9 protein-coding genes and 1 pseudogene are annotated in these 11521 nt (G+C 63.3%); 4 read left to right on the forward strand and 6 right to left on the reverse strand.

Features of this window, described 5'->3' with window-relative positions; genetic code table 11:
- The first annotated feature begins 159 nt into the window (after positions 1-159).
- The 4 genes and pseudogenes from uvrA to ACWGTI_RS10700 all read left to right on the forward strand — a co-directional run bounded on the left by uvrA (position 160) and on the right by ACWGTI_RS10700 (position 5794).
- Positions 160-3081 carry an excinuclease ABC subunit UvrA gene (gene uvrA / locus ACWGTI_RS10685; protein WP_454587078.1) on the forward strand — a complete coding sequence of 974 codons (2922 nt, stop codon included), beginning with the start codon at positions 160-162 and terminating at the stop codon, positions 3079-3081.
- Positions 3082-3115: 34 nt separating this feature from the next.
- A pseudogene (locus ACWGTI_RS10690) lies at positions 3116-3587 on the forward strand (GNAT family N-acetyltransferase).
- 27 nt (positions 3588-3614) lie between these two features.
- Complete coding sequence (locus ACWGTI_RS10695) at positions 3615-4418, forward strand: DUF72 domain-containing protein (protein ID WP_454587079.1); 804 nt, start codon at positions 3615-3617, stop codon at positions 4416-4418.
- A 230-nt stretch (positions 4419-4648) separates the two neighbouring features.
- Complete coding sequence (locus ACWGTI_RS10700) at positions 4649-5794, forward strand: GGDEF domain-containing protein (RefSeq protein ID WP_454587080.1); 1146 nt, start codon at positions 4649-4651, stop codon at positions 5792-5794.
- Here the strand turns inward: ACWGTI_RS10700 and ACWGTI_RS10705 are convergent.
- From ACWGTI_RS10705 to urtB, 6 genes are all read right to left on the reverse strand, one after another.
- Positions 5791-5967 (reverse strand): hypothetical protein, encoded by a 177-nt coding sequence (locus ACWGTI_RS10705; RefSeq protein WP_112561526.1) that lies wholly within the window; start codon positions 5965-5967, stop codon positions 5791-5793. The two genes, ACWGTI_RS10700 and ACWGTI_RS10705, sit on opposite strands and share 4 nt — an antisense overlap.
- Before the next feature lie 312 nt (positions 5968-6279).
- Complete coding sequence (locus ACWGTI_RS10710; protein ID WP_454587081.1) at positions 6280-6924, reverse strand: glutathione S-transferase family protein; 645 nt, start codon at positions 6922-6924, stop codon at positions 6280-6282.
- Positions 6925-7098: 174 nt separating this feature from the next.
- Positions 7099-7794 carry an urea ABC transporter ATP-binding subunit UrtE gene (gene urtE, locus ACWGTI_RS10715; RefSeq protein ID WP_142876834.1) on the reverse strand — a complete coding sequence of 232 codons (696 nt, stop codon included), beginning with the start codon at positions 7792-7794 and terminating at the stop codon, positions 7099-7101.
- A 69-nt stretch (positions 7795-7863) separates the two neighbouring features.
- Entirely contained in the window at positions 7864-8610 is a 747-nt protein-coding gene (gene urtD, locus ACWGTI_RS10720; protein ID WP_454587082.1) for an urea ABC transporter ATP-binding protein UrtD, read from the reverse strand.
- A gap of 4 nt (positions 8611-8614) precedes the next feature.
- Positions 8615-9844: an urea ABC transporter permease subunit UrtC gene (urtC, locus tag ACWGTI_RS10725; RefSeq protein ID WP_454587083.1), complete on the reverse strand. Its 1230-nt coding sequence runs from the start codon at positions 9842-9844 to the stop codon at positions 8615-8617.
- On the reverse strand, positions 9841-11457 hold the full coding sequence (gene urtB, locus ACWGTI_RS10730) for an urea ABC transporter permease subunit UrtB (RefSeq protein ID WP_454587084.1): 1617 nt from the start codon (positions 11455-11457) through the stop codon (positions 9841-9843). The genes urtC and urtB overlap by 4 nt, the downstream gene beginning before the upstream one ends.
- Positions 11458-11521: the final 64 nt, after the last annotated feature.

Here is an 11521-nt window from a genome sequence, read left to right on the forward strand (position 1 = left end):
TTTGTTCTTTCCGCTTGCCCCTGTGGGAGAAAGACGGTTAAACGACTTTGGTCGAGAAGTGTGACGTCTCTCGACGTGGCGGCAAAAATACCTACATAGGGGGTGGCCGGGATAACCCCGCCGATCCCACTGATACCAGACTTGAGGCGGCGACCGGCGATGGCCGACCATAAATACCTTTCCATTCGCGGTGCACGCGAACACAATCTGAAGAATGTCGATCTCGACCTGCCGCGTGACAGCCTGATCGTCATGACCGGCCTGTCGGGCTCCGGCAAATCGTCGCTCGCCTTCGACACCATCTATGCCGAGGGCCAGCGTCGCTATGTCGAGAGCCTGTCGGCCTATGCGCGCCAGTTCCTCGAAATGATGCAGAAGCCTGATGTCGACCAGATCGACGGCCTGTCGCCTGCCATCTCCATCGAGCAGAAGACCACGTCGAAGAACCCGCGCTCGACGGTCGGCACCGTTACCGAGATCTACGACTATATGCGCTTGCTGTTCGCGCGCGTCGGCATCCCCTATTCGCCGGCCACCGGCCTGCCGATCGAGAGCCAGACGGTCAGCCAGATGGTCGACCGGGTGCTGGCGGTCGAGGAAGGCACGCGGCTGTTCCTGCTGGCGCCGATCGTGCGCGGCCGCAAGGGCGAGTACCGCAAGGAACTGCTGGAGCTGCAGAAAAAGGGCTTTCAGCGCGTCAAGGTCGACGGTGTCTTCTACGAGATTGCCGACGTGCCGGCGCTGGACAAGAAATACAAGCACGACATCGACGTCGTCGTCGACCGCATCGTGGTGCGCGGCGACCTGGCGACGCGGCTCGCCGATTCCATCGAAACGGCGCTGAAGCTCGCCGAAGGCCTGGCAGTGGCAGAATTCGCCGACCGGCCTCTCGACGCCAGCCAGACCGGCGAGGACTCCGTCAACAAGTCGAAGAACGAGACGCATGAACGCATCCTGTTCTCCGAAAAATTCGCCTGCCCGGTGTCCGGCTTCACCATTCCGGAGATCGAGCCCAGGCTGTTCTCGTTCAACAACCCGTTCGGCGCCTGCCCGACCTGCGACGGTCTCGGCAGCCAGCGCGCCATCGACGCCAGCCTGATCGTGCCCGACGAGAACGTCTCGCTGCGCGACGGCGCCGTCAGCCCGTGGGCGAAGTCGACATCGCCCTATTACGCGCAGACGCTTGAAGCGCTGGGCAAGGCATACGGCTTCAAGCTTGGCGACAAGTTCAAAGACCTGACCGAAGAGGCAAAGGAAGCCGTGCTGCGTGGCACCGGCGAGCGCGAGGTCACCTTCCAGTATGATGACGGGTTGCGGTCCTACAAGACGACCAAGACATTCGAAGGCGTCATCCCCAATCTGGAGCGGCGCTGGAAGGAAACCGAATCCGCCTGGATGCGCGAGGAGATCGAGCGCTTCATGTCGGCGACGCCCTGCCCCGCCTGCAAAGGCTACCGGCTGAAGCCGGAAGCGCTGGCGGTCAAGATTGCCGGAAAACACATTGGCGAGGTCACCGAGCAGTCGATCCGCAGCGCCGACAAATGGTTCACCGACCTGCCGGCGCAGCTCAACGACAAGCAGAACGAGATTGCTGTCAGGGTGCTCAAGGAAATCCGCGACCGGCTGCGCTTCCTCAACGATGTCGGCTTGGACTATCTGACGCTGTCGCGCAATTCGGGCACTCTGTCGGGCGGCGAGAGCCAGCGCATCCGCCTGGCCTCGCAGATCGGCTCAGGCCTCACCGGCGTCCTCTATGTGCTGGACGAGCCGTCGATCGGCCTGCACCAGCGCGACAATGCGCGCCTGCTCGACACTCTGAAGCACCTGCGCGACATCGGCAACACGGTGATCGTCGTTGAGCACGACGAGGACGCTATCCTGCATGCAGACTATGTCGTCGACATGGGCCCGGCCGCCGGCATTCATGGCGGCGAGATCATCGCCCAGGGCACGCCGCAGCAGGTGATGGCCAACCCCAACTCGATCACCGGCAAATATCTGTCGGGCGCGCTTGAAGTGGCCACGCCAGGTGTCAGGCGCGAAGCGAAGAAGAACCGCCGGCTGAAGATCGTCGGCGCGCGCGGCAACAATCTGAAGAACGTGACCGCCGAAATTCCGCTCGGCACCTTCACCGCCGTCACCGGCGTGTCGGGCGGCGGCAAGTCGACCTTCCTGATCGAGACGCTGTTCAAGGCGGCGTCGCGGCGCATCATGGGCTCGCGCGAACATCCGGCCGACCATGACCGCATCGAGGGCCTCGAGTTCCTCGACAAGGTCATCGACATCGACCAGTCGCCCATCGGCCGCACACCGCGCTCCAATCCGGCCACCTATACCGGCGCCTTCACGCCGATCCGCGACTGGTTCGCCGGCCTGCCAGAGGCCAAGGCGCGCGGCTACCAGCCGGGCCGGTTCTCGTTCAACGTCAAGGGCGGCCGCTGCGAGGCCTGCCAAGGCGACGGCGTCATCAAGATCGAGATGCACTTTTTGCCTGACGTCTACGTCACCTGCGATGTCTGCCACGGCAAGCGCTATAACCGCGAGACGCTCGACGTCGTGTTCAAGGGCAAGTCGATCGCCGACGTTTTGGACATGACGGTCGAGGAAGGCGTCGATTTCTTCGCCGCCGTACCCGGCGTGCGTGACAAGCTCGACACGCTGAAACAGGTTGGCCTTGGCTACATCCATATCGGCCAGCAGGCGACGACGCTGTCCGGCGGCGAGGCGCAGCGCATCAAGCTCGCCAAGGAATTGTCGCGCAAGGCGACCGGCAAGACGCTCTACATCCTGGACGAGCCGACCACCGGCCTGCATTTTCACGATGTCGCCAAGCTTTTGGAAGTGCTGCACGAACTGGTCGACCAGGGCAACACGGTGGTGGTCATCGAGCACAATCTCGAAGTGATCAAGACCGCCGACTGGGTGCTCGATCTCGGCCCCGAAGGCGGCGACGGCGGCGGCGAACTGGTCGCCCAGGGCACGCCCGAAGCCATCGTGCGCGAAAAGCGCAGCTATACCGGGCAGTTCCTCAAGGAGTTGCTGGAGCGGCGCCCGGGGGGCAAGCGCGAAGCGGCGGAATAGCAGACAGACCGATCGAGCGCCTGGAGAGTTTTGAATGACATTCCGACAGGCGCTTGCCGGTGATCTCGACGCAGTCGTCTCGCTGACGCAGGCCGCCTACGAGCATTACACACCTCTGCTAGGCGCCCCGCCGATCCCGGTCACTGAAGATTATGCGCCACGCGTCGAACGCGGCGAGGTTTGGCTCTTGGAGCGTGGCTCGGATCTCGCCGGACTGATCGTCATCGAGCGGCACCCGGATCATGCGATGATCTTCAGCGTCGCGGTTTCCCCCGCCTTCCAGGGCAGGAAACTCGGCACCGCGCTGCTCGACTTCGCCGAGGATCAGGCGCGCTCGTGGGGCATTCCGGAGGTTCGGCTCTACACCAATTCGCGCATGGAGCGGAACATTGCGATCTATACCCGCCTATGGCTTTCGCGAAACCGGCCGCCGGGCCAATCCCTACCGGCCGGGATGGACGGTGGTCGACATGGCAAAACCTGTCGACGCGAACACAACGGCCTGATTTTTCTGAATTAGGGAGGACAATTCCATGAGCAAATCCGGGACAATCCGCTCAGGCATGGGCGGCTGGACTTTCGAACCCTGGGATACGTCCTTCTATCCGGACAAACTGTCGAAGGCCAAGCAGCTGCACTATGCAAGCCGCCAGGTGCCGAGCATCGAGGTCAACGGGACCTACTATTCCAGCTTCAAGGAACCGACCTTCATCAAATGGGCGAGCGAAGCGCCGGACGGTTTCGTCTATTCGCTGAAGGGCAATCGCTTCGTCACCAACCGGCGCGTGCTCGGCGAAGCCGGCGAATCCATCACGCGCTTCCTAGGCTCCGGCGTCGCGGCGCTCGGCGAGAAGCTCGGGCCGATCCTGTGGCAGTTCGCGCCGACGAAGAAATTCGATGCCGACGATTTCGAGGCCTTCCTGAAACTGCTGCCGGAAAAACAGGACGGGGTGGCGCTGCGCCATGCGCTCGAGGTGCGCAACGACAGTTTCATCGTGCCGGAATTCGCCTCACTCGCTCGCAAATACAAAGCGGCGATCGTCTATGCCGACCATGCCAAATACCCTGATATCGCCGACATCACCGGCGACTTCATCTATGCGCGGCTGCAGTCGGGCTCGGACGACAATCCCGACTGCTATACGCCGAAAGGGCTGGACGAATGGGCGGCGCGGGTGAAAACCTGGGCGGAAGGCAAGCAGCCGGCCGATCTGCGGCGGGCCGACCCGGCTTTCGACGCGCCGGTGAAGCCGCGCGACGTGTTCGCCTACTTCATCACCGAGGGCAAGGTGCGCGCGCCGTTCGGCGCCATGGCTCTGATGAAGCGGGTAAGCTGATCGGCTGGACGGTTCGCCCCTCGTCGCGGAAAATAGCGAACCGCTCTCCCGCTTTGGGTTAATGCGATTCCGAACGTCCGAACGCGCAACAGCGCTTCAACCCAGAATTGCTCCAATCAACCGATGCGCGATATCTTCCGCCCCATCGTAACCTTATCGATACCACCTTGCTGCATAAATCCGGTTGGGCTCCGTCGTCGCGACAGGTAGCCGCGAGCAAGGACGAGGGCATGTCGCTCGACTACAATTCGCTTCTGCTGGCTGTCGGTTTTTCCGCCGCTTGCCTCGGCATGACTTTGTTCGGCATCTGGCTGACCGCGCGCTCGGAAAAATTCCTGCTGACATGGGCGGTCAGCGTGCTTCTGATCGTCGCCGATGTCTTTGCCTACCAGGCCTATATCGACACACCCGGACGCCTGCTCGGCCTCGCCACCTTCACCTTCCTGCTGCTCGGCTTTTCAACCATGCTGGGCGCCGCCCACCAATTCACGACCGGCCGCTCGCCGCTGCCGCGCATCGCCATTGGCGCCGGCGTCTCGCTGGCGATCGCCTTGCCGCCGATGGCGCTTGGCTATGACGGGCTGGGCTTCATGCTGGAAAATGCCTTTGCCGCGCTGCTCCTGTTTGCGACAGCCTATGAATACTGGAAGGGGCGCACCGAATTCCCGGCGCCGATCATCGGCATTGCCGGGCTTTACACAGCCACTGCCATATCCTTCGTGCTGTGCTCCGGGGTGCTCGTCTGGGATGGCAGGCTGGTGCTCGGCCATGCGCCAAGCAACTGGGCCGAGGATCTCAGCCTGATCGTCGTCATCGCCTGCATGACCGGCATCGGCGCGCTGTCGCTGGCGCTCAACCAGGGACGCCTGGCGCAGCATCACCGCCGCGAAGCGCTGACCGATCCGCTGACCGGCCTGCTCAACCGACGCGCTCTGTTCGACCTGCATGGCAAGACGCTGGTGGGCGTCTTCACCGCCGTGATCGTGTTCGATCTCGACGGATTCAAGGCCATCAACGACGAGTTCGGCCACGCCACCGGCGACGAGGTGCTGAAACTGTTTGCCAAGGATTTGACCGCCAATCTCCAGCCGGGCGACGTCGCCGCGCGCATGGGCGGAGAGGAATTTGCGCTGGTCCTCGATCGCACCTTGCCTGAGAAAGTGGAATTCATAGCCGAGCGCATCCGGGCCAGTTTTGCGTCGCGTCGGATCGACACCGAGACCCGCCTGCTGGCCTGCACGGTCAGCGCCGGCTATGCCTTCGGCAGCGAGGGCGGCACCAAATTCGACAAGGTGCTCAGCGCCGCCGACAAGGCGCTCTACGGCGCCAAGCGCGGCGGCCGCAATCGCGTGCTGGCCTTCCGGCGCGCCGGTTAGGCCGCCAGGACGATCTCGTTATAGGTATCGAGATCGACGTAGAAAACCTTGGTGATTTCGCCGATCAGCTCATCCTGCTGGTAGCCTTGCGAGCGCAGAATGTTGATGGCGGTGATGATGTCGACGCGCTCCGTCAGCCGTCGTTTCTGGTGGTCCTCGACGAACCGCTCCATAGCCCTATTCTCCTGGCAAGATTATCTGGACGCATTGACCGACAATCAGAACTGCGAGGGAAAGCTAGGGCGGCTTGCTTGCGTGGAACTTGCAGGCTGAGCCAGCGCATTCCCTCGATTTACAGAACCAGACTGATACGGAAGCGGCCGACTCACCGAGGCCTGATAAAGACTAGCATGCAGTATTGTGGGTGCCAGTGTTCTGCGCGGCTTCAGCAGAGAAAGACCGACGCGCGGCCTTTCTTCGTACACCGGAATAAGATGGTCGTTGGCGTGAAATGAAAGCCATTGCTTGGGGGCTCGAGCGAGCCTTCAGCTTGCCGCGGCATTGACCGCCAATTGCGCGGCGAAAGCCCGCTGGTAGGCCGGTCGTGCCTCGCCACGGGCAACATAAGCAGCCAGGTTCGGGTATTCGTTCAACAGGCCTGACATGCGCAAGCGCAGCAGAACCGACACCATCAACAGGTCGCCGGCGCTGAACGCGCCGTCGAGCCAGTCGGCATCTCCCAGGCGAGCGGACAATTGACCCAGGCGGACGCGGATACGGTCCATGACCAGCGGCAGGCGTTCCTGAGCCCACGTTTGGTCGCGCTCGTGTATCCTGGCGATGGTCAGATCGAGGATTGGCGGTTCCACCGTGTTGAGCGCGGCGAACATCCAGCTGATCGCCCGCGCCCGGGCTTCGGGCGCCGGCGGCAACAGACCCGCATGCCGCTCCGCGATGTGAAAGACGATCGCCCCTGTTTCGAACACGGTAAGTTCGCCTTCCTCATAGGTCGGGATCTGGCCGAAGGGATGCAGCGCCAGATGCGCGGGTTGCTTCATGGCCTGGAAGGAGACGAGGCGAACGTCGTAAGATTGACCCACCTCTTCCAGCGCCCAGCGAACGCGCGTATCGCGTGCCAGTCCCTTGCCGCCATCAGGCGATTGTTCGAAGGCGGTAATCGTGGGGCTCATTGTGTCCTTCTCCTTGCACGCGCCGCCGGGATTCGGCGTCACATGGTAAAGACGGACGAGCGTGCCGGGAGGCTACATCGTTCTTCAAAAAAATTGCAGAAAGGCAGATCGGGGGAATCGGTCGGGGTGTCGATAGAGGCATCGCCAAGACGTCAGACCCGTTGACCCGACGCGCTACACCGTCAGAAACTTCCTGACATCCGCGCGGTCGAGATCCTGCGCCGGACCGGTGTGGACGATCTGGCCGCGGTCCATGATGTTGACCTCGTCGGCGAGCTCGCGGCAGAAATCGAGATATTGCTCGACCAGAAGCACGGCGATGCCGGCCTGATCCCGCAAATAGCGGATGGCGCGGCCGATATCCTTGATGATCGACGGCTGGATGCCTTCGGTCGGTTCATCCAGCACCAGCAGTTTCGGCCGCATCACCAGCGCCCGGCCGATGGCGAGCTGCTGCTGCTGGCCACCGGAGAGATCGCCGCCGCGGCGGCCCAGCATCTGCTTCAGCACCGGGAACAGTTCGAAGACATGCGCAGGCACGTTGCGGTCGGCGCGCTTCAAGGGCGCAAAGCCGGACTCCAGGTTCTCGCGTACCGTCAACAGGGGAAAGATCTCCCTGCCCTGCGGTACGAATGCGATGCCCGACCGGGCGCGATCATACGCCGCGCTCCGGTCGAGCGCCTTCCCCTCGAAGGCAACGCTTCCGCTCGTCAGCCGGTGGTGGCCGACGATCGATCTCATCAAACTGGTCTTGCCGACGCCGTTGCGGCCGAGCACGCAGGTGATCTTGCCGGCTCCCGCCTTCAGCGACACGCCGCGCAGCGCCTGGGCGGCGCCGTAGTGGAGCGTGGCATTGGAAACTTCGAGCATGTCAGCGCCTTCTCCAGAAGCGGAGGAACGACAGGTCGAAGCGATGGAATTGCACCCGCCACACCATGCTCATCTCCCCAGATAGACTTCGACGACGCGCTCGTCGGCCGAAACAAAATCGAGCGAGCCTTCCGACAGCACCGAGCCCTCATGCAGGCAGGTGACCTTGACGCCAAGTTCGCGCACGAAATGCATGTCGTGCTCGACGACGATCACCGAATGATCGCGGGCAATGTCCTTGAGCAGGCGCGCGGTTTCCACGGTCTCGGCATCGGTCATGCCGGCGACCGGCTCATCGACCAGAAGCAGTTTCGGATCCTGCGCCAAGAGCATGCCGATCTCCAGCCACTGCTTCTGACCATGACTGAGATTGGCCGCCAGATCGTGACGCTTGTCGCCGAGCCGGATGACGCCGAGGATGTCGTCGATCTGCCGCGCCTCGCCGGGCGACCGGCGATGGAACAGCGCCGGGAAGATCGACCGCGGTCCCTTCAGCGCCAGCATCAGATTGTCTTCGACGCTGTGGCTTTCGAAGACGGTCGGTTTCTGGAATTTGCGGCCTATGCCCATCATGGCGATCTCGGCCTCGTCGTGCCGGGTGAGATCGACCTGGCCGTCGAAGAACACTTCGCCCTCGTCGGGACGCGTCTTGCCGGTGACGATGTCCATCATCGTCGTCTTGCCGGCGCCGTTGGGACCGATGATGGCGCGCATCTCGCCCTTGTCGAGCACAAGCGAGAGATTGTTGATGGCGCGGAAACCGTCAAAGGAGACCGAGACGCCGTCGAGATAGAGGATGGTGTTGGATTTCGACATCGCTCTACTCCGCCGGCTGCGGTTCGGCAGCGGAAGACGACCACTCGCCGGCGGTCCGCGCCGCTGCCCGCACGATCTTCGGCGACACGACTTCGGCATCCGTGCCAGCCTCTTCAGCCAGCGATGCCGCGCGCATCGCCCGAGCGTTACCGCGCCAAGAATCCCACATGCCGACGATGCCCTTGGGCAGGAACAGGGTGACGGCGACGAACAGGCCGCCCAGCGCAAACAGCCAGAATTCGGGCAGGACGCCGGTGAACCAGGATTTGCCGGCATTGACGAGCAGCGCGCCGACGATCGGGCCGACAATGGTGCCGCGCCCGCCGACGGCTGCCCAGATCACCACCTCGATCGAGTTGGACGGCTCGAATTCGCCGGGATTGATGATGCCGACCTGCGGCACGTAAAGCGCGCCGGCAATGCCGGCCATGACGGCCGAGACAGTGAAGGCGAACAGTTTGACGTTCTCCGCCCGCCAGCCAAGGAAGCGCGTGCGGCTTTCGGCATCGCGCACCGCCATCAGCAGCTTGCCGTATTTGGAGCCGACGATGGCCCAGGTGATGAAGACGGCGAGCGCCAGCATCACCGCGCTGGCGGCAAACAGCGCCGAGCGGGTGGCATCGGCCTGGACGTTGAAGCCCAGAATATCCTTGAAATCGGTCAGGCCGTTGTTGCCGCCGAAACCCATGTCGTTGCGGAAGAAAGCGAGCAGCAGCGCATAGGTCATGGCCTGGGTGATGATGGAGAGATAGACGCCGGTGACGCGGCTGCGGAAGGCGAACCAGCCGAAGACGAAGGCAAGCAGGCCGGGCACCGCCAGCACCATGATGGCGGCGAACCAGAAATGGTCGAAACCGGTCCAGAACCAGGGCAGTTCCTTGTAGTTCAGGAACACCATGAAGTCGGGCAGGATCGGATTGCCGTAGACGCCGCGCGAGCCGATCTGGCGCATCAGGTACATGCCCATCGCATAGCCGCCGAGCGCGAAGAAGGCGCCGTGGCCGAGCGAAAGGATGCCGCAATAGCCCCAGACCAGGTCGAGCGCCAAGGCGAGCAGCGCGTAGCAGAGATATTTGCCGGTGAGCGCGACGATGTAAGGCGGAATATAGAACGCGCTGGTCGGCGACACAGCGAGGTTGAGCAGCGGCACGATGATGGCGGCAGCCAGCAGGATGAAAATGGTGATGGCGATGCGGCGGTCCGTACCCGCGGCGAAGAAGCGTCCGGTGATCATGCTTCCACCGCCCTGCCCTTGAGCGCGAACAGGCCGCGCGGACGCTTCTGGATGAACAGGATGATCAGGACGAGCACGACGATCTTGCCGAGCACCGCGCCGGCAAAGGGTTCCAAGACCTTGTTGACGATGCCGAGCGAAAAGGCGCCGACCAGTGTGCCCCAGAGATTGCCGACGCCGCCGAAGACCACGACCATGAAACTGTCGATGATGTAGCCGCGGCCGAGATTGGGCGAGACATTGTCGATCTGGCTGAGCGCGACGCCGGCGATGCCGGCAATACCGGACCCCAGCGCAAAGGTCAGCGCGTCGACCCAGGGCGTCCGGATGCCCATCGAGGCGGCCATGCGGCGGTTGGCGGTGACGGCGCGCATCTGCAGGCCCCAGGGCGTGCGCTTCATGACATAGAGCAGAACGCCGAAGACGGTAAGCGCGAAGACCAGGATCCAGAGCCGGTTCCAGGTGATGGCCAACTGGCCGACATCGAACGAGCCCGACATCCAGGAGGGATTGCCGACCTCCTGGTTGGTCGGCCCGAAGATCGAGCGCACCGCCTGCTGCAGGACCAGCGAGACGCCCCATGTCGCGAGCAGCGTTTCCAGCGGCCGGCCGTAGAGAAAGCGGATGACGCCGCGCTCGATGATGAGGCCGACAGAAGCGGCAACCAGAAAGGCGAGCGGCAGCGCAATGACCAGCGACCAGTCGAACAGGCCTGGAAATGAGGTGCGGATCACCTGCTGGACGACGAAGGTGGTGTAGGCGCCGAGCATGACCATCTCGCCATGCGCCATGTTGATGACGCCCATGACGCCGAACGTGATGGCAAGGCCGATGGCCGCAAGCAGCAGCACCGAGCCGAGCGAAATGCCGTACCAGATGTTCTGGCCGGCATCCCACAGCGCCAAGCTCGAATTGATGCTGGCGATTGCTGCTGTTGCCGCATCCTTGACCGCGCCTTGCGCATTGGCTTCCACCGACGTGAGCAGCGACAGCGCATCGCGATCGCCGCGCGCGCCGATGAGCGCGATGGCCGCAAGCTTGTCGGCCTCGGGCTTGTCGGAGACCAGCACCGATGCGGCGCGCGCCTGTTCGAACAGCGCTTTGACCTTGGCGTCGGTCTCGGCGGCGATGGCCGCGTCGAGCGGCTCGATGTTGGCGGCATCGGGCGTCTTGAACATAGTGTCGGCGGCGGCAATGCGCACCGCCGGATCCTTGGCGCGCAGCGTCAGCGTGCCAAGCGCATCGCGGATGACGCGGCGCAGCGTGTTGTTGACCTTGATCTTGGTGAGGTCGGCCTTGGCCGCGTCGCCTGCTTTCTCGCCGCTCAACGGATCGAGTAGCGCAACGCTGTCGGCGGCCTCGTTGCCGGCGAAGACGGCTGAATCGGCTTTGCGGATATAGAGATTGCCTTCGGCAAGGGCGGCAAGCGGCCGTTCAACCAGTGGATCGCCGGTGGCGGCGAGCTCACGCACCACGGCTTCGGTGGCGGAGAAGCCGGTGCCGGTGGCGAATTTGGCGATGATGGCGCGCAGATCGGATTCGGCTGCGTTCGAGGGCAACAGGCTTGCCATCAGGAACACCAGCATGAGGCCGAGAGTGCGCAGCAGGATCATCCGTTCAGATACTTCCAGGAGGTGGAATTCGGCGTCCGGGCGGGCTGAAGCGCCCGGACGCCTT

This window comes from Mesorhizobium sp. ArgA1, assembly GCF_053714375.1.

Excerpts from the sequence above, each read along its gene's own strand:
- uvrA (WP_454587078.1), top strand. The coding sequence starts at position 160 with ATGGCCGACCATAAATACCTTTCCATTCGCGGTGCACGCGAACACAAT.
- ACWGTI_RS10695 (WP_454587079.1), top strand. The coding sequence starts at position 3,615 with ATGAGCAAATCCGGGACAATCCGCTCAGGCATGGGCGGCTGGACTTTC.
- ACWGTI_RS10700 (WP_454587080.1), top strand. The coding sequence starts at position 4,649 with ATGTCGCTCGACTACAATTCGCTTCTGCTGGCTGTCGGTTTTTCCGCC.
- ACWGTI_RS10705 (WP_112561526.1), bottom strand. The coding sequence starts at position 5,967 with ATGGAGCGGTTCGTCGAGGACCACCAGAAACGACGGCTGACGGAGCGC.
- ACWGTI_RS10710 (WP_454587081.1), bottom strand. The coding sequence starts at position 6,924 with ATGAGCCCCACGATTACCGCCTTCGAACAATCGCCTGATGGCGGCAAG.
- urtE (WP_142876834.1), bottom strand. The coding sequence starts at position 7,794 with ATGCTCGAAGTTTCCAATGCCACGCTCCACTACGGCGCCGCCCAGGCG.
- urtD (WP_454587082.1), bottom strand. The coding sequence starts at position 8,610 with ATGTCGAAATCCAACACCATCCTCTATCTCGACGGCGTCTCGGTCTCC.
- urtC (WP_454587083.1), bottom strand. The coding sequence starts at position 9,844 with ATGATCACCGGACGCTTCTTCGCCGCGGGTACGGACCGCCGCATCGCC.
- urtB (WP_454587084.1), bottom strand. The coding sequence starts at position 11,457 with ATGATCCTGCTGCGCACTCTCGGCCTCATGCTGGTGTTCCTGATGGCA.